The sequence below is a fragment of the Microbacterium sp. DWRC1-3 genome, assembly GCF_049896645.1.
GTDB lineage: Bacteria > Actinomycetota > Actinomycetes > Actinomycetales > Microbacteriaceae > Microbacterium > Microbacterium maritypicum.
Window position 1 is genome coordinate 1,276,755 of record NZ_JAFCUS010000001.1, and the last position, 19,288, is coordinate 1,296,042.

Sequence of the window (19,288 nt, forward strand, 5' to 3'; positions counted from 1 at the left end):
CTCAGGCGAGCGCGGCGATCGCGTCGCGGAGGATGCCGTCGGCCTCGTGGAGGGCTGCGGCCGCGTCCTGCGGCGTCGCGTCGGCGGCGAGCATCAGCAGCGCGAGCTTGACCGAACCGTCCGCCGCCTGCAGCGCCGCCGCAGCCTGGTCGATGTCGACGCCGGCGAGCTGCGACACCGTGCGGATCGAGCGGGCATGCAGCTTCTCGTTCGTGGCCAGCAGATCGACCATGACGCCGCGGTAGGTCTTGCCGAGGTTGATCATCGACAGCGTCGTCAGCATGTTGACGACGAGCTTCTGCGCCGTCCCCGACTTGAGGCGCGTGGAGCCGGAGATGAACTCGGGGCCGGTGACGACCTCGATCGCGACCTCCGCGGCCGCACCGATGTCGGAACCGGCGTTCGAGGCGATAGCCGCGGTGAACGCACCGACACTGCGGGCGTAGGTCAGCCCTCCCACGACGTAGGGCGTGCGGCCGGAGGCGGAGATGCCCACCACCGTGTCGTTCTCCGAGAGACCGAGCTCGCGCAGCGAGGCTTCCGCGGCCGCGTCATCGTCTTCGGCATTCTCCACGGCGGAGCGGATCGCCGTCTCGCCCCCCGCGATCAGCCCGACCACCATCGACGGGTCGGTGCCGAAGGTCGGCGGGCACTCGCTCGCATCCAGAACGCCGATGCGCCCGGCCGTGCCCGCGCCGATGTAGATGAGGCGTCCGCCGCGGCGGAACCGTTCCGTGATGCCGTCGACCACGATGGCGATCTCCTCCGCCCGCTCGGCGACGGCCTCCGGCACCCGCCGATCCTCCGCGTTCATGCGTCGCACGAGCTCGGCGGTGCCCAGCAGGTCGAGGTCGCCGCGATCGGTCGTCGAGGCCTCGGTGTCGAGGCGCTCGAGCACGGAGAGGAGGGTGGCCAGGCGGGAATCGTCATTCGGCACGGTGGACGAACCTTTCGTGGGGGAGGTCGGTGCGGCGCGCGAGCAGCAGCGCGCCGTCGAGTGCATCGCCGCTCGCGGGCACGATCGTGCGTCCGGCGGTCTGCAGGGAAGAGGTCAATGACGCGCGGAACCACGCGTGGTCGGTGAGGCCGCCGTGGATCACCACGTCGGCGGTGCGGGTGGATGCGGCGACAGCCGTCGCGGTGAGGAGTCGGATCCCCTCGGCCACGATCTCGCCGGCGACCGCATCGCCGTCGGCAGCGGCATCCAGCACGAGAGGTGCGAGCGTCGCGAGGCGTCGAGGGAGGGGTTCGCGCTGGGCGAGCCAGGCCTGGATGTCGGATGGCGCACCCACCGGCTGCGCGATCGCCGCGGTGAGGGCGGTGCGGGTGCCCAGGGCGTCGTCCGCACGCAGCACGGCACGCAAGGCCTCGCGCCCGAGCCACGAGCCGCTGCCGAAGTCGCCGAGTTCCGGACCCCAGCCGTCGACGAGTCGCGCGCCATCGGCGTCGACGCCGAGGGCCGCCGCTCCGGTTCCCGCGATGAGGAGCACTCCCCCGGCACCGGCGAGTGCACCGGCGTGAGCGGTGACCACATCGGAGGCGACGGCCACCGCGGCACCGCTCGCTGCGGCGAGCCGGGACGACAGTTCCTGCGCCGCATGCGGTGCCAGCCAGGCGCCCGCGGCGCCCACCCCGATCAGGTCGAGGCGGTCACTCCCCAGAAGCGGGAGAATCGCCTCGAGTGCACTCTCCACCCCGCCCGCTGCGGCGAGCCCGGGAGCTCCGACGCCGGCGCGCGCGACCCGCTCGCCGTCGCGGGCGATCACGACGCGGCACCGGGACTTGCCGAGATCGACGGATGCGGTCGTCTTCGCGCTCATCGACTCTCCCGGGGATCGGTGGAAAACAGGTGGTGAAAAGAGACTACATGCGAAGTAGACTCTGCAAAAAGAATTTACACCGAGCAGACGGAGAACCGATGAGCATCCAGTCGACGATCGAAGCCGCCGCTTCCACGCTGACGCCGTCGCTGGCCCGTATCGCGCTGGTCGTCCGCGAGAACCCCTCCGTCGTGATCGACAACACGATCAACGAGCTGGCCGCGGAATGCGACACCTCGGTCGCTTCGGTCGTGCGCTTCTGCCGGGCGATCGGCTTCAGCGGCTACGCCCCGCTGCGCATGGCCCTGGCCGCCGAGCTCGGCAAGGAGGCCGCCCAGTTCTCCGCACGCGGCGCCTATGGGTCGGAGATCTCCGACGCAGACACCCTGCAGGAGGCGGTGTCGAAGGTGGCGGCGCTCGAACTGCTGGCGATCGAGGAGACCGTCGCCCGACTCGACTTCACCGTGCTCGAAGCGGCAGTGGACGCGATCGACGGGGCCGAGCGCATCATCCTCTACGGGCTCGGCGCCAGCCGGTTCGTCGCGGAGGATCTCGCCCACAAGCTCCTCCGCGTCGGACGGAACGCGCATATTCCCGCCGATCCGCACGAGGCCGTCGCCGTCTCCGTGCTGCCGACCGCATCGACCGTCGCGATCGGCTTCTCCCACTCCGGTTCGACGCTCGAAACCGTGCGGTTCCTGGAGACGGCGCGTACCAGCGGCGCCACCACGATCGCCGTCACGTCGGCGAAGGACTCCCCCCTCACCCGCGCGGCCGATCACCCGCTCTTCACGGAGGTGCGCGAGTCGACCTTCCGCGCAGGCGCCATGGTGAGCCGCATCGCGCAGCTCACGCTCGTCGACTGCCTGTTCCTCGGTGTCGCCAAACGCCGGTACGCCGAGACCGTCGATGCCCTGCAGCGCACGGGTCAGGCGACGCGCGCACTCCGCGGCTGACGAACACGGCGACGGACACGGCCCGCACACGAGAGAGCCACCCTGACCCGAAGGTCAGAGTGGCTCTCGGTCACAGCGAGGTGCTGTGGGGTGTTCCTCGAAGGAGCATCCGGATTACTGGTACGACTTCACGATCTCGAGGAGGCTCGGGACGTTGGCGTATGCCTCGGCCGCGTTCTCCTTGGTGACGATGATCGGGTCGAGCAGGTAGGCCGGGACGACCTTCACGCCGTTGTCGTACTGCTCGGTGTCGTTGACGTCGACCTCCTCGCCCTTCTGGAGCTGGCCGACCATCTTGATCGACTGCTCGACGAGGAGCGTGGTGTCCTTGTTGATCGTGGAGTACTGGATGCCCTCCATGATCGACTTGACGGACTCGACCTCGGAGTCCTGACCCGTGACGACCGGGACCGGCTTGCCTGCTCCCTGCACCGAGGTGATGATGGCGCGGGCGAGCGTGTCGTTCGGCGAGAGGACGCCGTCGAGCGTCTCGGAACCGTAGGTCGACGTGAGGATCGAGTCCATGCGGCGCTGAGCGTTCTCGGCCTTCCAGCCCTCGGTCGCCGTCTGGGAGATCTCGGTCTGACCGGAGACGACCTTGAGCGTGCCGTCATCGATCTTCGGCTGGAGCACGTCCATCGCGCCGTTGAAGAACACGGGAGCGTTGGCGTCGTCCGGCGAACCCGAGAACAGCTCGATGTTGTACGGCGCCTCGTGGCCCGCGCGCTCGGCGAGACCGTCGAGCAGCGCCTGGCCCTGCAGCTGGCCGACCTTGAAGTTGTCGAAGGCGACGTAGTAGTCCACGGCCTCGGTGTTCTCGATCAGACGGTCGTACGCGATGACGGTGACGCCGGCGTCGCGGGCTGCCTCGACCTGCGTCGACAGCTGCTTGCCGTCCTTCGCACCGATGATGATGACCTTGGCGCCACCGGTGACCATCGCCTGGATCTGGTTCTGCTGCTCGGCGACCGTGTTGCTGGCCGGTGCGTACTGCACGTCGGGCTTGAATCCGGCCTTCTTCAGGCCGTCGGTGAACAGCTGACCGGCGAGAACCCAGTTCTCGGAGGTCTTGTCAGGAAGGGCGACACCGATAGTGGCATCAGCGGCGAAGCCCTTGGCCTCGTCCCCCGACCCGGAGCCGGTGTCACCGCCGCGCTCCGAGGAGCAGCCGGTGAGGGCGAAGGCGCCCGCGACGACAAGCGCTGTCGCCGACAGAAGAATCTTCTTCATGTGATCTCTTTCTCTGGTGTGTGAAGGTCAAGGCGCGTGTGCGGTGCGCGACTCGACCCTTACTTTCCGCGCGTCTCGTCGACGGCGGGGGCTTCGTACTTCTGGCTGGTGGGGTAGTTCGCCTTCGGGTCGAAGGTCTCGAGGGCGGGGTCTTCCTTGCGACCGAACCGGCGCGTCAGGAAGCCGATGATCGAGGGGCGGCCCTGCTGCTTGTTCCAGACGTCGACACCGACCGCGAACAGGAGCACCAGGCCCTTGATCATCGACACCACGTCGGCACCGGCGCCGAGCAGCGCGAGTCCGTTGTTGAGGAACGCCATCACGAGACCACCGATGATCGACCCGATCACGGTTCCGATGCCGCCCGAGACGGCGGCACCACCGATGAAGACCGAGGCGATGGCGTCGAGCTCCCAGCCGTTGCCGTCCTGCGGACCGGAGGCCGTGGCACGGGCCACGTAGATCATCCCGGCGAGCGAGGCGAGAACCGACATGTTCATCATGACGAAGAAGTCGACCCAGCGGTCCTTCACGCCCGACAGACGCGCTGCCTGGCGGTTGCCGCCGACGGCGTAGATGTGGCGGCCGAAAACGGTGTTGTTCGTGATGAACGAGTAGAGGATGACGAGGGCGAGCAGGATGACGCCCGAGATCGGGAAGCTGGTGCCTTCACGCCCTGTCGCGAACAGCCACCCGGCGATGAGGATCACGGCCGAGATCAGCACGACCTTGGTGATGCTCACCCAGCGGGGCGCCATGTCCGAACCCATCTTGGCCTGCGCGCGGCGGGTGCGGATCTCCGCGATGACGATCCAGAGCACACCGATCAGGGCGAGGACCATGGTGAGCACGTTGAACTGCACGGGGATGAAAGACAGCTCGGGCAGGTAGCCGGCGCCGATGACCTTGAACCCCTGCGGGACGGGGATCGACTGCGAGTCGCCGACCCACTGGTTCGCGCCACGGAAGAACAGCATGCCCGCCAGCGTCACGATGAATGCGGGCACCCCGACATACGCGACCCAGAATCCTTGCCAGGCGCCCACCAGCACGCCCACGCCGAGGCCGAGGAGGATGGCCAGCGGCCATGGCAGGTTCCAGTCCGCCATCGCCTTGGCGACGATGATGCCGGTGAACGCCGCGACCGACCCGACCGACAGGTCGATGTGGCCCATGATGATGACCATCACCATGCCGATCGCGAGGATCAGGATGTAGGAGTACTGGTTGACGACGTTGATCAGGTTGCCCGACGAGAGCGTGAGTCCCTGACCCTTGAAGATCCAGGTCAGCACCTGGAAGACGACCAGGATCACGACGAGGCTGCCGAGGATGCCGAACTGACGGAGGGTCGACTGGCCGCCTCCGAACATCTTCGTGATGTCCTTGAAATGGAAGCCGCGCTTCGTTGCGGTGGTGTCGGTGGTCATGCGGATGCTTTCTGGGTCGCGGAGGTCATGCTGCGCATGAGGTCCTCAGGTGTCGCCTGATCGGCCGGGATGCAGTCGGTGACCCGACCTTCGAAGACGGTGTAGATGCGGTCGGAGATGCCGAGGAGTTCGGGAAGCTCGCTGGAGATGACGATGACGCCCTTGCCCTGGGCTGCGAGCTGGTTGATGATCGCGTAGATCTCGTACTTGGCACCGACGTCGATGCCGCGTGTGGGCTCGTCGAGGATCAGCAGGTCGGGGTCGGTGAACATCCACTTCGCCAGCACGACCTTCTGCTGGTTGCCGCCGGAGAGCTTGCCGACGCCCTCCTCCACGGAGGGCGTCTTGATGCGGAGCGCCTTGCGGTACTCCTCCGCGACGGCGAACTCGGCGCGGGCGTCGACGACACCGCGCTTGGCGATCTTGGAGAGCTTGGCGGCGACGACCGAACGCTTGATCGTGTCGAGCAGGTTGAGCCCGAGCACCTTGCGGTCCTCGCTCACGTACGCGAGCCCGTGCTTGATCGCCGACGCCACATCGTGCAGGGCGACCTCCTGGCCGTCCTTGATCAGGGTGCCGGAGAGGAAGGTGCCATAGGAGCGGCCGAAGATGCTCATCGCGAACTCGGTGCGCCCTGCGCCCATGAGACCGGCGATGCCGACCACCTCGCCGCGGCGGACGTTGATGTTCGAGCCCTTCACGACCATGCGCTCGGGGACGGTCGGATGCTGCACCCACCAGTCCTTGACCTCGAAGAACACCTCGCCGATCTCGGGGGTGCGGTCCGGGTAGCGGCTCTCGAGCGAGCGGCCGACCATGCCGCGGATGATGCGGTCCTCGTTGATCTCCCCACGCGAGATGTCGAGCGTCTCGACCGTGCGGCCGTCGCGGATGATCGTGATCTCGTCGGCGATCTGCTCGATCTCGTTGAGCTTGTGGCTGATCATGATCGACGCGATGCCCCTGGCCTTGAGGCCCAGGATCAGGTCGAGCAGGTGCTGCGAGTCGTTCTCGTTGAGTGCGGCGGTCGGCTCGTCGAGGATCAGGAGCTTGACGTCCTTGTTGAGCGCCTTCGCGATCTCGATCAGCTGCTGCTTGCCGACACCGAGGGTCTTGATCTGCACGTCGGGGTCTTCGCTCAGCCCGACGCGGGCGAGCAGTTCGATCGCCCGTTCCTTCTGGGCCTTCCAGTCGATGCGGCCACCGCGCTGGATCTCGTTGCCGAGGAAGATGTTCTCGGTGACCGAGAGCTCGGGGATCAGGGCGAGCTCCTGGTGGATGATCGCGATGCCGGCATGCTCGCTGGCGGCGATGTCCTTGAAGCGCTGCTCCTCGCCGTAGAGCAGGATCTCCCCGTCGTAGGTTCCGTAGGGGTACACCCCGGACAGGACCTTCATCAGGGTCGACTTCCCGGCGCCGTTCTCGCCGCAGATCGCGTGGATCTCGCCGGCGCGGACGGTGATCGAGACGTCGGCGAGTGCCTTGACCCCCGGGAACTCCTTGGTGATGCTGCGCATCTCCAGGATGGGGCCTGACACGGTAGGCAACGTTGCTGTGGTGCTCACGGATCTTTCCTCGCGACGTGCGGTCACCTTCGATGTGACCGTTCACATTGGATTACATAGTCCACTCACGACGAACCGCTGTCAAGTCCGCGCGCCGATTTCGTGTCGCTACCGTGATGCATGCGGCCCGATCGGCTGGGAGCGGTCCCGCGACAGGTCAGCGTGCTGCGGCGGATTCGCGCGCACGCAGGATCGTCTGCAGCGGGCCGAACTCCGGCACCTGCTCTCCCCTGATCTGCGCGAGGAGGATGCGCACGGCTCGGCGCCCGAGCTCGGGGAAGTCCTGGTGCACCGTGCTCAGCGTCGGAGCCACGTGCGCGGCGACCGGGATGTCGTCGAACCCGATCACGCTCACGTCGTGCGGCACCCGCACCCCGGAATCGCGGAAGCCGTGCATCAGCCCGATCGCCATCAGATCGTTCGCGGCGAACACCGCCGTGAAGTCCCGACGGCGCGAGAGCTCCTTGCCCGCGAAGTAGCCGAAGTCGGCTGTCCAGTCGCCGCGGATCGGCGGGAACGTCGGCAGGTCGGCCTCGCGCAGTCCGTCGAGATACCCGCGCATGCGCGACTCCGCCTCGATCCAGTCCTGCGGGCCGGCCAGATGCAGGATGTCGCTGTGACCGAGCGATATCAGGTGGGCCGTCGCGGCCTTGGCGCCCGCCACCTGGTCGGCGGACAGGCTCACCCCGTCCGAGCCCGATGCCGTCTGCAGGGTCACGAACGGCATGTCCACCGACATGCCGCGAAGGACATGGAACACCCGCACCTGCGGTGCGAGCACCACGATGCCGTCGACCTGCTCGCGCGACAGCTGGCGCACCGCGTTGCCGATCGCCTCGGGCGTCGTGTCGGCGAGGTTCAGGGTCGAGACCGAGTACCCCTCCTCGCGCGCCGCATCCTCGATGCCGGCGATGGACGAGGTCGGACCGAACTCCCCGATCGTGGCGGACAGGATGCCCAGCATGTTCGACTTGCTGGTGACCAGAGCGCGGGCGGCCAGGTTCGGCCGGTAGTCGAGCACCGAGATCGCATCGAGGACCTTGGCCTTCGTCTCCGGACGGATGCTCGGATGATCGTTGAGCACTCGGGACACCGTCTGATGCGAGACACCGGCGAGCCTGGCGACGTCGCGGATGCTCGGCAACCGCGCACGCTCGGAGGCGGTGGACATCACTTGCCTCCTCGCGTGTGCACGGTCACATCGTCACTACATTATGTCTGGCGGCGCGCGCGTGTGCACCACTCGAACGCCGTTGCCGCGCGTGACGGGTTGTGCGCGAGTACCGGAAGCACCACCCGGTTTCGTCGAGCGGCACCGGAACGGCTTCCTCCAGCATGGCATCGTGGCGGCGTGGACACACTGCTGCGCGGCGGGCGCGTCATCGACCCGAAGACGGAAACCGACCGGATCACCGATCTGCTGATCACCCAGGGACGGGTGGCCGCAGTCGGCGACGGGCTCACGGCACCGACCGATGCCGAGGTGGTGGACGTGACGGGCCTCATCGTCGGACCTGGCTTCGTCGACCTGCACAGCCACGTGCACTCGATCGCGGGGCACCGGCTGCAGGCGATGGACGGCGTCACCACCGCCCTCGATCTCGAGGCCGGACTCATGCCGATCGCCGAGGCCCTCGCCCGCGCCGCCGCGGACGGACGCCCGCTGAACTACGGCTTCTCGGCTTCCTGGTCGCAGGCGCGGGCGTACGCGCACCTCGACCGGGTGCCCGTCGCCGACTTCACCGCGTCGATGGATCTGCTCGGCACACCCGACTGGCAGCGGTCCTCCTCCCCCGCCGAACGCCGCCGATGGCTGAGCCTGCTGGAGGATGAGCTGGGTGCCGGCGCACTGGGGATCGGCGTGCTGATGGGTTACGCGCCGCGGTCCGACCCCGACGAGTACCTCGCCCTCTCCCGGCTGGCCGCCGCTGCCCACGCCCCGACCTTCACGCACGTGCGCGAACTGATCGAGGCCGATCCGCGCACACCGATCGACGGCTCGGAGGAGCTCATCCGCGCCGCCGCGGAGACCGGGGCGGCGATGCACCACTGCCACGTGAACAGCACCTCGCTGCGCCACATCGACCGGGTGCTGGGCCTGCTGGATCGCAGCCGCGCCGCAGGTTCCCGTGTGACGGTCGAGGCGTACCCCTACGGTGCCGGCAGCACGGCGATCGGCGCGTTCTTCCTCGCCCCGGAGAAACTCGCGGGGCTCGGCATCACTCCGAGTTCTCTGGTGCTCGTCGACACCGGCGAGCGCATCGCCGACGAAGCCCGGCTGCGCGAGGTGCGGACGACCGACCCCGGCGCCACCTGCATCGTGACGTTCCTCGACGAGGCCGATCCCTTCGACCGCGCGCACCTGCACAGGGCGCTGGCCTATCCCGACTCGATCGTGGCGAGTGATGCGATGCCCATCTCCTGGGCGGCGAGCGGCGGGGGGACGGTGTACGAACAGCACGAGTGGCCGCTTCCCGCGGGCGGGCACACGCATCCCCGCACCGCGGGCACGTTTGCGAAGTCACTGCGGCTCATGGTTCTCGACAGCGGCACGTGGAGCTGGGTCGAAGCCTTCCGGCGCTGTTCGTTCCTCCCCGCTCGCGTGCTCGACGAGGTCTCGTCCGGCATGCGGGGCAAGGGCCATCTGACGATCGGGGCGGATGCCGACGTCGTGGTGATCGACCCGACGACGCTGACGGACAGAGCCACCTATGCCGATCCGACCCGCCCGTCGCGAGGTGTGCGCGAGCTCTTCGTGCACGGCACTCGTGTCGTGCACGCGGGAGAGATCGTGACCGATGCCCTGCCGGGGCGCGCCGTACGAGGGGATGCATGATGGACGACGAGCTGCAGGAGTTCCTGGACGCCACGGCCGCCGAGCTCGGCGTGCCCGGCGCAGTGGTCGGCGTGATCGACCGCGACCGGGAAGTCATCGCCGCCACCGGTGTCGCCGCTGTCGACACCGGTGCCGCCGTGACCGCGCGCACGCTCTTCCAGATCGGCTCGACGACGAAGACGTTCACCGGAACCGTCGCGATGCACCTGGTCGAGAGCGGCGTGCTCGACCTCGACGGCCATGTGGTCGATGTGCTCCCCGACTTCCGGCTCCGAGACGAGGACGCCCTCGCAGAGCTGCGCATCCGCCACCTCCTCACGCACTCTGGCGGCTTCCTGGGCGACGCGGACGATCATCCGGGGTGGGACGACGACGCCCTCGCCCGCAGCGTCGCCGGCTTCTCCGAGCTCCCGCAGTTCTTCTCCCCCGGCACGATCGCCTCCTACAGCAACTCCGGCATCCGCCTGCTGGGTCGTGTGATCGAGGAGGCGACGGGCGAGACGTTCGAGCAGGCGGTGCAGCGCATCGTCCTCGACCCGCTGGGCATGTCCGAGACGTTCTTCTTCCCGTGGGACGTGATCGCACGCCCCCATGCCGTCGGACACGTGCCCGGTGAGGACGCAGCGATGACCGCGTTCCCCCAGTGGCCGCTGACCCGCGACGTCGCGCCCGAGGGCGGCATCGTGTCGTCCGTGCGCGACCAGCTCACCTACGCCCGTTTCCAGATGCGCGGCGAGGCGGAGGGCGCAGCACCCGTGGGCGAGGCGACCAGACTCCTGATGCAGCAGCCCCACCTCGCCGCGGGGCCGCCCATCGACGCCATCGGTCTGCCCTGGTTGCTCACCCGGCACGGATCGGCACGGGTCGTGAAGCACGGCGGGAACATCTCCGACATGCAGCTGAGCGAGTTCGTCCTCGCCCCGGATGAGGATCTGGCCATCACCGTGCTGACGAACAGCGGCAGCGGCAAGGCACTCGGATCCGCGGTCGTCGACTGGTGCTTCGCGCGGCTGCGCGGCATCGAGAAGTCCGTGGAGGCTGCGCAGCTGCAGCCGGTCGAGAAGCTCGAAGGACTGCTCGGCACGTACGACGCCGGGCAGTGGCGCTACGACGTGACCCGTGACGGCGACGCCCTCGAGTTCGCGATGGTGCTGCGTGAGGACATCGCGGCCCTCGGCATCCCTCCTCGTCCGCCGCTGCGGCTGCGCGTGCGTGCCGACGGCGCCCTGATCACCGACACGGACCAGCCCGTCGGCCGTCTTCTCGACCCGGCGGAGGGCGGCCCCCAGCTCCTGCACGTGGGCATGCGCGCGGTGCGCCGCCGCTGAGCCGCCGATCCTTCGTCGGAGCGCACCAAGGTCCGCGCAAGTCTCGTCGCCGCGCACCAACGAGGCGAGGGAGCGCGCGAATAGTCTCGGCCCATCGCCGTCGCCCGCAGACGACGGCCCACTCGACGAAGAGGAGCGCACGTGTCCGACCTGAACGAAATCGGCAGCTGGGTGCGGGAGAACCTTCCCACGATGCTGGCCGACGCGCACATCCCTGCAGCATCCGTCGCGATCCTGGCCGGTGGCGAGATCTTCACCACCGCCGCCGGGATCCTCAATCGCAACACCGGCGTCGAAGCCGACGAGGACTCGGTCTTCCAGATCGGCTCGATCACGAAGACGTGGACCGCGACGCTCGTCATGCAGCTCGTCGACGAGGGTCTGCTCGACCTCGACGTCCCGGTGCGCGACACCGTGCCCGCGTTCGCGATCGGCGACGACGCGGCGGCGAGCGCGATCACCACCCGCCAGCTCCTGAGCCATGTGAGCGGATTCGAGGGCGACCTGTTCAACGACACCGGGGTCGGCGACGACGCCGTGGAGAAGTACCTCGCCACGATCGCCGACGCCCCGCAGCTCTTCGCCCCCGGTGAGCGCTTCTCCTACAACAACGCGGCTTTCGTCGTGCTCGGCCGCATCATCGAGGTGCTGCGCGGAACGTCGTACGACCAGGCGCTGCGTGCCCACCTCGCCGCCCCGCTGGGACTCACGCACGTTGCCACCACGGCCGCCGAGGCGATCATGTTCCGTGCAGCTCTGGGACACATCCCCGCAGGCGGCAGCGATGAGCCGGTACCTGCACCGGTGTGGAGCCTCGTGCGCTCGAACGCCCCGGCCGGATCGATGCTCGCCATGACGGCACGCGACCTGGTGACCTATGCGCGCATGCACCTCGACGGCGGGGTCGCAGCCGACGGCACCAGAGTGCTCTCCGAGAAGAGCGTGCGGGCCATGCAGGAGCGCCAGGTCGACCTTCCCGAACTCGGACTGATGGGCGATGCCTGGGGTCTGGGCTGGGAGATCTTCGACTGGGACGGCGGCCCCGTCATCGGTCACGACGGCGGAACGATCGGGCAGAACGCGTTCCTGCGGATGGTGCCGGGCGCGGGTGTCGCGGTCGCTGTGCTCACGAACGGCGGACGCACGGTCGACGCGTATCACGCGATCACGTCGAACGTGCTCGACGCTCTCGCCGGAGTCACGGTTCCGGCCCTCCCCTCTGTTCCGGAATCGCCGGTCGCGATCGACCTCGAACGGGTGATCGGCACGTACTCGTCGTCGGTCTCCGACTCGACCGTGCGTGTCGATGAAGACGGCCGCATCTGGCTCGAACGCACCATGAAGGGCATCTTCGCCGAGCTGGGCCCTGCTCCCGAACCCGTCGAGCTCGTCGGCTGGGCCGGGGACACGCTCCTCCCCCGCGAACCGCAGAACGGCATGCACATGCCGCACGCGTTCGTCGGCGACGACGGCAGCGGTCGCGCCCTGTACCTGCACACCGGACGTGCCGACCGCCGGATCGACGCATGACGAACGCGACCGCCTCGATGACGGACACGCAGACCGTGCCCGACGTCGCCGAGATCTTCGCGGATGCGGGGGCCACGGGCTTCCTGCATGCGCGGGAGCTCGGCGGGACCGTCGGCCCCGAGGTGACCTTCGGCGCCGACGAGCCGGTGGTGCTCGCCTCGGTGTTCAAGATCCTGGTGCTCACCGCCTTCGTCCGCGCGGTCGCCGCGGGCGAGCTCGATCCGACCGAGCGCACCACGGTGACGGCGCGCTATCGCATCGGCGGCGTGGGCACGGCCGGGTTCGCCGACGACGTCGAGGCCAGCTGGCGCGACCTGGCGCTGAACATGATGTCGATGAGCGACAACGCAGCCACCGACATCATCTACCACCGCCTCGGCGGCGAGGCCGTCAACCGGGTCATCACCGATCTGGGACTGCGCAGCACTCGTCTCATCGGATGCTGCGAAGACCTGTTCGCCTCGGTGGTGTCAGACCTCGGCGGCGCCGCCGACAGCGACCTCGACGAGCTGTTCACCGGTGCGACCGCAGAGCAGATCCTCGCACTCGACATCGTGCAGCCGCTGCGCACCTCGCACTCCACGCCGCGCGACGTCACCACCCTGCTGAACGCGCTGTGGACCGACACCGCGGCACCGGCCGAGGCCTGCCGTCAGGCGCGCGACATCATGGCCCTGCAGATCTGGCCGCATCGGCTGACCGCGGCGTTCCCCGGTGACGTGCGCATCGCGGCGAAGACCGGCACCCTCCCCACCTGGCGCAACGAGGCCGGTGTCGTCACGTATCCCGACGGCCGCCAGTACGCCGTGGCGGTGTTCACGCAGGCCGCCTCGCTCGTCGACCGGCAGCCTCTCGTCGATGCGTCGATCGGACGCGCCGCGTTCGCCGCCGTCGAGCAGCTGCGCGCTCGGACCGTCTGACCCGCACTCCCCGCACCACTGCACTCTCCCTGCACGACACACCTGCACCATCCCGAACACTGCTGGAGGCTTCTGATGCGTTCTCGTACCCCGCTGATCGCGCTGCTGGGCGCTGCGGCGCTCGCCCTGACATCCTGCGCCGGCGGCGCCCCGCCGAGCGGAGGTGACGGAGCCGACGGCGTCCTCGCCGACGGCAAGACCTTCACCTCCGTGATCTCTACCGACCCGGGCAGTCTCGACCCGTTCGTCACCGTGATGTCGGTCGCCCGCTCCATCGACCGCTTCCTCTACGCGCGGCTCGTGGAGGTACTGGAGGACGGCAGCATCGCCTCCGGCCTCGCCGACTCGTGGGAGGCCGACACGACCACCGCCACCTTCACGCTGCGCGACGGCCTCACCTGCGAGGACGGCACGCCGCTGACGGCCACCGACGTGGCGGCCAACATCACCCACATCGGCGACCCGGCCAACGGCTCACCCCTGATCGGTCTGCAGGTGCAGCCGGGAACCAGTGCCGTCGGCGACGACGCCGCCGGCACCGTCACCGTCACCAGCGGGCGGCCCGACTCGTTCCTGCTCGAGAACGTCGGCAGCATCTCGATCGTCTGCGGCACCGTGATCGACGACCCCGACGCGCTCGCGAAGGGCGAGGGCGCCACGGGCATGTTCTCCATGAGCGAGCTCGTGCCCAACAGCCAGTACACGCTGACCCGCCGCGACGACTTCACGTGGGGACCGGACGACTGGGACCCGAAGCAGAAGGGTCTCCCCGACTCCGTGGTCTTCCGCGTGGTCCCGAACGAGACGACCGCGACCAACCTGCTGCTCTCCGGTGAGGTCAACGCGGCCCTCGTGATCGGTCCCGACAACAAGCGGCTGAAGGATGCGGGCCTGTTCCACACCGAGATCCCGACCCCGGTGGGGCAGTTCATCTTCAATCAGGCGGAGGGACGCCCCACCGCCGACCAGGACGTGCGCGAAGCGCTGATCGCAGCGCTCGACCTCGACCAGATGCGCCAGGTGCTCGGCAGCGGAGCCGGCACCGTGCCGACGGGCCTGGTGACCGTGTCTCCGAACCCGTGCCGCGCGGATGTGCTGGCGGACTTCCTTCCCGAGTTCGACGCCGAGGCCGCGGCCGCCGCGCTCGACGATGCGGGCTGGAAGGCCGGCAGCGACGGAGTGCGCACCAAGGACGGCGAGAAGCTGACCCTGCGCATGATCTACTCTTCGCAGCTCGGCGACGCCGGAAACGCCTCGGCAGAGCTCGCCCAGGCGGCCTGGAAGGACCTGGGGGTCGACATCACCGTCGCCGCCGTGGACTCCCCGACCCTGAGCGAGACCCTGTTCTCCACCGGCGACTGGGACATCTCGGCCGCACCGCTCACGGTCTCGCTGCCGAGCATGCTCGTTCCGTTCTACTCCGGACCGAACCCGCCGGACGGCACCAACTTCGCCTCCATCGACAACCCCGAGTACACGGCGGCCGTCACCGCGGCATCCGCCAAGGCCGGCAGCGAGGGATGCGACGACTGGGGCGCCGCCGAGCAGGCCCTGTACGCGACGACCAGCGTCATGCCGTACGCGAACATCAACCGGTCGACCTTCGCGACCAAGGCCACGTTCACCGAGGGCGACGGCATCGACCCCACGTCGATCCGCATGTACGAGTAGACCGAAGACCGGAGACAGCCGATGGCCAGCACCACCGCCACGCAGGCGATACTGATCAGATCCGCACGGTCGGACAACCCCTGGGTGTCCTTCCTGGTCCGGCGCGGAGGGCAGTTCCTGCTCTCGGTGTGGGTGCTGGTCACGGCTGCCTTCCTCATGATCCACCTGGTACCGGGCGACCCGGTGCGCGCGGCCCTCGGGCTGAACGCCCCGGCGGAGCTCGTCGAGGCCCGGCGCGCAGCCCTCGGCCTCGACCAGCCGCTCATCGTGCAGTACTTCCGCTACATCGGCGGCCTGTTCACCGGCGACATGGGCAGCTCGATGATCACCAGTCAGCCGGTCTCCCAGATCATCGCCACGCGGCTCCCCGCCACACTGCAGCTCGCCCTGCTCGCGGTGCTGCTGGTGCTGCTGGTCTCGGTCCCCCTCGGGGTGACGATGGCCGTCGCCACCCGCGGCGGTCGACGACGTGGCCTCGAGCTGGCGTTCGCCACCGGATCCGTGATCCTCGCCGCGATCCCCGAGTTCCTCCTCGCCGTGGGCCTCGTCTACGTGTTCGCGGTGTCACTGGGATGGTTCCCGGTGGCAGGCAACACCGCCCCGTTCTCGCTCGTCCTGCCCGTGGTGGCGCTCGCGGTCGGACCGATCGCGGTGTTCTCGCGCATCATCAGGGTCGAGGTCCTCTCGGTGCTCGGCCAGGACTTCATCCGCACCGCACGCGCCAAGCGTCTCGCGCCGCACCGCATCTATTCGCGCCACGCGCTGCCGAACGCCATGACCGCGACCCTGACCCTCACGGGCCTGCTGCTGACGGGCATGGTCGCCGGCACGGTGCTTGTCGAGAACGTCTTCGCGTGGCCGGGCCTCGGCACCATGATCGTGCAGTCGATCCTCACCAAGGACTACTCGGTCGTGCAGGGCATCGTGCTCGTCTACGGCGTCGGCGTACTCGTCGTGAACCTCGTGATCGACGTGATCCTCGCGCTCCTCGATCCTCGATCCACCATCAGGGAGGCATGATGTCGGCACGCACGGCATGGTCAGGCATCGTCCGCTCACCGCTCGGGATCACCTCTCTCGGCCTGATGCTGCTCGTCACCCTCGGCGCGATCTTCGCCCCGATGATCTGGGGCGCTCAGGCGGAACAGGTGAACCCTGCCGCCATCACCCAGGGCCCGAGCGTCGAGCATCTGCTGGGCACCGACACCCTCGGACGCGACGTGCTCGCACGCGTCCTGGTCGCCACCCGGCTCTCCGTGGTGCTCGCCGTGGTCGCCGTGGTCATCGGCGTGGTCGCGGGAACCCTGCTCGGCACGGCGCCGTCGGTGCTCCCGCGGTGGGCCGGACGACCGATCGTCGGGTTCGTGAACATCGCGGTCGCGTTCCCCGGGCTCCTGCTCGCGCTGTTCTTCGCGGTGATCTTCGGCGTCGGCTCCACCGGTGCCGTGCTCGCGATCGGCTTCGCGATGGCCCCGCAGTTCGCCCGGCTCACGCAGACCCTGTCGGCGGCGATCGCCGGTCGCGACTTCATCTCGGCCGCGCAGGTGGCCGGTGTCTCGCGCCTGCGCATCCTGATCCGGCACATCCTGCCCAACATCGGCGAACCGCTCATCGTGAACGCGACCGTGGCGGCAGGTTCCGCACTGCTCGCCTTCGCCGGCCTGTCGTTCCTGGGTCTGGGCGTGCAGGTGCCCGAGTACGACTGGGGGCGCCTGCTCGGCGAGGGACTGAACCGGATCTACCTCAACCCGGCGGCCGCCCTCGGACCCGCGGTGGCCGTGGTGATCGCCGGACTGGCGTTCAACCTCCTCGGCGAGACCGCCGCCGCCGCCCTCGGCGGGCGATCGGCCCGTCGCCGCCGCCGCCTGCCCGCCATCGCGCTCTCCGGCGCCACCCAGCCCGCGCAGGTCGACGGTGAAGAAGTGGTGCTCCTCGTCGACGACCTGCGCGTCTCCTTCCCGACGCCAGGCGGATGGGTCACCCCGGTGCGCGGCGTCTCGTTCACGGTCTCGCGCGGCGAGGCGATCGGCGTCGTCGGCGAGTCCGGATCGGGCAAGAGCCTCACCGCGCTCGCCGCCGCCCGGCTCATCGAGCGGCCAGGCCACGTCGCAGCCGCACGGCTCGACTTCTGCGGCACCCCGCTGCTGACCACGTCAGACCGTGCGGTGCGAAGCCTGCTGGGCACCTCGCTCGCGATGGTGTTCCAAGACCCGATGACCTCGTTCAACCCGACCAGGCGCATCGGATCGCAGCTCGCCGAAGCCGCCTCAGAGCACCAGGGCATCACGCGGAAGCAGGCCATGGACCGGGCGATCGAACGGCTGCAGTCGGTACGGGTGCCCGCGGCCGCGCGACGAGCCCGCCAGTACCCGCACGAGTTCTCCGGCGGCATGCGTCAGCGCGCCATGATCGCCATGGGGCTCATGAACCACCCCCGGCTGATCATCGCGGACGAACCGACCACGGCACTGGACGTGACCGTGCAACGGCAGGTGCTCCAGCTGCTCGCGGGTGTGCGCCGCGACACCGATGCGGCGATCCTGCTCATCAGCCACGACATCGCCGTCGTCGCGCAGACCTGCGACCGGGTGCTCGTGATGTACGCGGGCCGGATCGTCGAGGATCTGCCGGCGGCGACCCTGCACACCGACGCCCGGCATCCGTACACCCGCGCCCTGCTCGACGTCGTGCCCGAGCTCGACGCCGACCGCGACGAACCGCTCAAGATGATCCCCGGCCGTCCTCCGGCACCGGGGGCCTTCCCCGTCGGCTGCGCCTTCGCCGCACGCTGCCCGCTCGCGACCGACCTCTGTCGCGAGAGCGACCCCGAACTCGTGGCCGACACCGATGGGCACAGGGTCGCCTGCTGGCATCCGGTCAGCGGTGAGACAGCGGTACCCGTGGCGATCGCCACGGCGGCGGAAGAGGAAGAGACGGTCCTGCGATGAGCGAGCTGCGTTTCGATCGGGTCAGCGTGCGCTACGGCACGCATCGGGCAGGTCTCACCGCCGTCGACGACGTCTCCCTCGTCGTCCCCTCCGGATCCGTGGTGGGGCTCGTGGGCGAGTCGGGTTCGGGCAAATCGACGCTGGCCCGCGCCGCGATCGGGCTCGCACCGATCAGCGAGGGTGCGATCACGCTCGACGGCGTGGACGTGCGCAGCTTCCGCCGTCGCCGCCCCCTCCAGATGGTGTTCCAGGATCCGTTCTCCTCGCTCGACCCGCGCATGACGATCGGCGAGTCCATCGCCGAGGCCCTCCCCCGCGACATCCGCGGTTCCGCGGCCCGGCGGGCCGAGGTCGCGCGTCTGCTCGACCTGGTGAGCCTCGACGCCGACCGCGCGCAGTCGCTCCCGGCCGCGCTCTCGGGCGGCCAGCGTCAGCGCATCGCCCTGGCCCGCGCGCTCGCTGCCCGGCCCGAGGTCGTGATCGCCGACGAGATCACCTCGGCGCTCGACGTGTCGGTCCAGGGCTCGGTGCTCAACCTCGTGCGGGAGCTGCGCGGCGAACTCGACCTCACCATGCTGTTCATCTCGCACAATCTGTCGGTCGTTCGCTACCTGAGCGACCACATCGCGGTGATGTATCTCGGGCGCATCGTGGAGTTCGGGCCCACCGAGCAGGTGCTCGCCGACCCGCAGCACCCCTACACGCGGGATCTGCTCCAGGCGGCGCCCACCCGGAACGGGAACCTGCTGGCGGTCGACCCGCTCGCGCCCGTCGACGTCGAGCCCGCCGACCCCCATTCGCCGCCCAGCGGATGCCGCTTCCATCCGCGGTGCCCGATCGGTCCTGCGGCGCGACCGGACCGGCAGATCTGCATGATCGCGGAACCTCCGCTGCCCGCGGGCGCGGCCGGCGCCGCCTGTCACTTCGCGGGCACGCACGCCGACGCGGCACTCGGAACTGTGCCCACCTCCCAAAGCATCCCCCTGGTTTCGGCCCCGCCCACAACACGGTCCCCGCTCCCAGCGGACACAGTGAACTGACCATCCGATTGGAG

Annotated in this window: 15 protein-coding genes; 9 read left to right on the forward strand and 6 right to left on the reverse strand. The window is 69.1% G+C overall.

Annotated features, from left to right (window positions below):
* Position 1: 1 nt before the first annotated feature.
* Positions 2-937: an N-acetylmuramic acid 6-phosphate etherase gene (murQ, locus tag ACP699_RS06080; RefSeq protein ID WP_055873602.1), complete on the reverse strand. Its 936-nt coding sequence runs from the start codon at positions 935-937 to the stop codon at positions 2-4.
* Entirely contained in the window at positions 927-1,820 is an 894-nt protein-coding gene (locus ACP699_RS06085) for a BadF/BadG/BcrA/BcrD ATPase family protein (protein ID WP_426170012.1), read from the reverse strand. The genes murQ and ACP699_RS06085 overlap by 11 nt, the downstream gene beginning before the upstream one ends.
* A 98-nt stretch (positions 1,821-1,918) precedes the next feature.
* Here ACP699_RS06085 and ACP699_RS06090 point away from each other — a divergent pair, with 98 nt between their 5' ends.
* A complete protein-coding gene (locus ACP699_RS06090) occupies positions 1,919-2,776 on the forward strand; it encodes a MurR/RpiR family transcriptional regulator (protein ID WP_055873608.1) in 858 nt (285 codons plus the stop codon).
* A gap of 114 nt (positions 2,777-2,890) precedes the next feature.
* Here ACP699_RS06090 and ACP699_RS06095 read toward each other — a convergent pair whose 3' ends face one another.
* The 4 genes from ACP699_RS06095 to ACP699_RS06110 all read right to left on the reverse strand — a co-directional run bounded on the left by ACP699_RS06095 (position 2,891) and on the right by ACP699_RS06110 (position 8,172).
* A complete protein-coding gene (locus ACP699_RS06095) occupies positions 2,891-4,006 on the reverse strand; it encodes a sugar-binding protein (RefSeq protein ID WP_055864815.1) in 1,116 nt (371 codons plus the stop codon).
* Between the two features lie 59 nt (positions 4,007-4,065).
* On the reverse strand, positions 4,066-5,436 hold the full coding sequence (gene mmsB, locus ACP699_RS06100) for a multiple monosaccharide ABC transporter permease (protein WP_055873611.1): 1,371 nt from the start codon (positions 5,434-5,436) through the stop codon (positions 4,066-4,068).
* On the reverse strand, positions 5,433-7,028 hold the full coding sequence (gene mmsA, locus ACP699_RS06105; protein ID WP_426170017.1) for a multiple monosaccharide ABC transporter ATP-binding protein: 1,596 nt from the start codon (positions 7,026-7,028) through the stop codon (positions 5,433-5,435). Before mmsA ends, mmsB begins: the two co-directional genes overlap by 4 nt.
* Before the next feature lie 130 nt (positions 7,029-7,158).
* On the reverse strand, positions 7,159-8,172 hold the full coding sequence (locus ACP699_RS06110; RefSeq protein ID WP_017828810.1) for a LacI family DNA-binding transcriptional regulator: 1,014 nt from the start codon (positions 8,170-8,172) through the stop codon (positions 7,159-7,161).
* 180 nt (positions 8,173-8,352) lie between these two features.
* Here ACP699_RS06110 and ACP699_RS06115 point away from each other — a divergent pair, with 180 nt between their 5' ends.
* The 8 genes from ACP699_RS06115 (at position 8,353) to ACP699_RS06150 (ending at position 19,274) form a co-directional block, all read left to right on the forward strand.
* Entirely contained in the window at positions 8,353-9,837 is a 1,485-nt protein-coding gene (locus ACP699_RS06115) for an amidohydrolase family protein (RefSeq protein WP_302792999.1), read from the forward strand.
* Positions 9,834-11,165, forward strand: a complete 1,332-nt coding sequence (locus tag ACP699_RS06120; protein ID WP_302793000.1) for a serine hydrolase domain-containing protein — start codon at positions 9,834-9,836, stop codon at positions 11,163-11,165. The genes ACP699_RS06115 and ACP699_RS06120 overlap by 4 nt, the downstream gene beginning before the upstream one ends.
* 141 nt (positions 11,166-11,306) lie before the next feature.
* The gene (locus ACP699_RS06125) at positions 11,307-12,695 is read left to right on the forward strand and encodes a serine hydrolase domain-containing protein (RefSeq protein ID WP_288969394.1); all 1,389 of its coding nucleotides are present in this window, start codon (positions 11,307-11,309) and stop codon (positions 12,693-12,695) included.
* Positions 12,692-13,615, forward strand: coding sequence for a serine hydrolase (locus ACP699_RS06130; protein ID WP_302793001.1), 924 nt, complete (start codon positions 12,692-12,694; stop codon positions 13,613-13,615). Before ACP699_RS06125 ends, ACP699_RS06130 begins: the two co-directional genes overlap by 4 nt.
* A 75-nt stretch (positions 13,616-13,690) precedes the next feature.
* Positions 13,691-15,286 (forward strand): ABC transporter substrate-binding protein, encoded by a 1,596-nt coding sequence (locus tag ACP699_RS06135; RefSeq protein WP_055864833.1) that lies wholly within the window; start codon positions 13,691-13,693, stop codon positions 15,284-15,286.
* Positions 15,287-15,307: 21 nt separating this feature from the next.
* Positions 15,308-16,306: an ABC transporter permease gene (locus tag ACP699_RS06140; protein WP_055864836.1), complete on the forward strand. Its 999-nt coding sequence runs from the start codon at positions 15,308-15,310 to the stop codon at positions 16,304-16,306.
* On the forward strand, positions 16,303-18,234 hold the full coding sequence (locus tag ACP699_RS06145) for a dipeptide/oligopeptide/nickel ABC transporter permease/ATP-binding protein (protein WP_426170026.1): 1,932 nt from the start codon (positions 16,303-16,305) through the stop codon (positions 18,232-18,234). Before ACP699_RS06140 ends, ACP699_RS06145 begins: the two co-directional genes overlap by 4 nt.
* Positions 18,231-19,274, forward strand: a complete 1,044-nt coding sequence (locus tag ACP699_RS06150) for an ABC transporter ATP-binding protein (RefSeq protein WP_082524247.1) — start codon at positions 18,231-18,233, stop codon at positions 19,272-19,274. Before ACP699_RS06145 ends, ACP699_RS06150 begins: the two co-directional genes overlap by 4 nt.
* Positions 19,275-19,288 lie beyond the last annotated feature (14 nt).

What these genes read in the sequence shown, in the direction of transcription:
- ACP699_RS06085 (WP_426170012.1), bottom strand. Translation starts at nt 1,820, where the DNA reads ATGAGCGCGAAGACGACCGCATCCGTCGATCTCGGCAAGTCCCGGTGC.
- ACP699_RS06090 (WP_055873608.1), top strand. Translation starts at nt 1,919, where the DNA reads ATGAGCATCCAGTCGACGATCGAAGCCGCCGCTTCCACGCTGACGCCG.
- ACP699_RS06095 (WP_055864815.1), bottom strand. Translation starts at nt 4,006, where the DNA reads ATGAAGAAGATTCTTCTGTCGGCGACAGCGCTTGTCGTCGCGGGCGCC.
- mmsB (WP_055873611.1), bottom strand. Translation starts at nt 5,436, where the DNA reads ATGACCACCGACACCACCGCAACGAAGCGCGGCTTCCATTTCAAGGAC.
- ACP699_RS06110 (WP_017828810.1), bottom strand. Translation starts at nt 8,172, where the DNA reads ATGTCCACCGCCTCCGAGCGTGCGCGGTTGCCGAGCATCCGCGACGTC.
- ACP699_RS06120 (WP_302793000.1), top strand. Translation starts at nt 9,834, where the DNA reads ATGATGGACGACGAGCTGCAGGAGTTCCTGGACGCCACGGCCGCCGAG.
- ACP699_RS06130 (WP_302793001.1), top strand. Translation starts at nt 12,692, where the DNA reads ATGACGAACGCGACCGCCTCGATGACGGACACGCAGACCGTGCCCGAC.
- ACP699_RS06135 (WP_055864833.1), top strand. Translation starts at nt 13,691, where the DNA reads ATGCGTTCTCGTACCCCGCTGATCGCGCTGCTGGGCGCTGCGGCGCTC.
- ACP699_RS06140 (WP_055864836.1), top strand. Translation starts at nt 15,308, where the DNA reads ATGGCCAGCACCACCGCCACGCAGGCGATACTGATCAGATCCGCACGG.
- ACP699_RS06145 (WP_426170026.1), top strand. Translation starts at nt 16,303, where the DNA reads ATGATGTCGGCACGCACGGCATGGTCAGGCATCGTCCGCTCACCGCTC.
- ACP699_RS06150 (WP_082524247.1), top strand. Translation starts at nt 18,231, where the DNA reads ATGAGCGAGCTGCGTTTCGATCGGGTCAGCGTGCGCTACGGCACGCAT.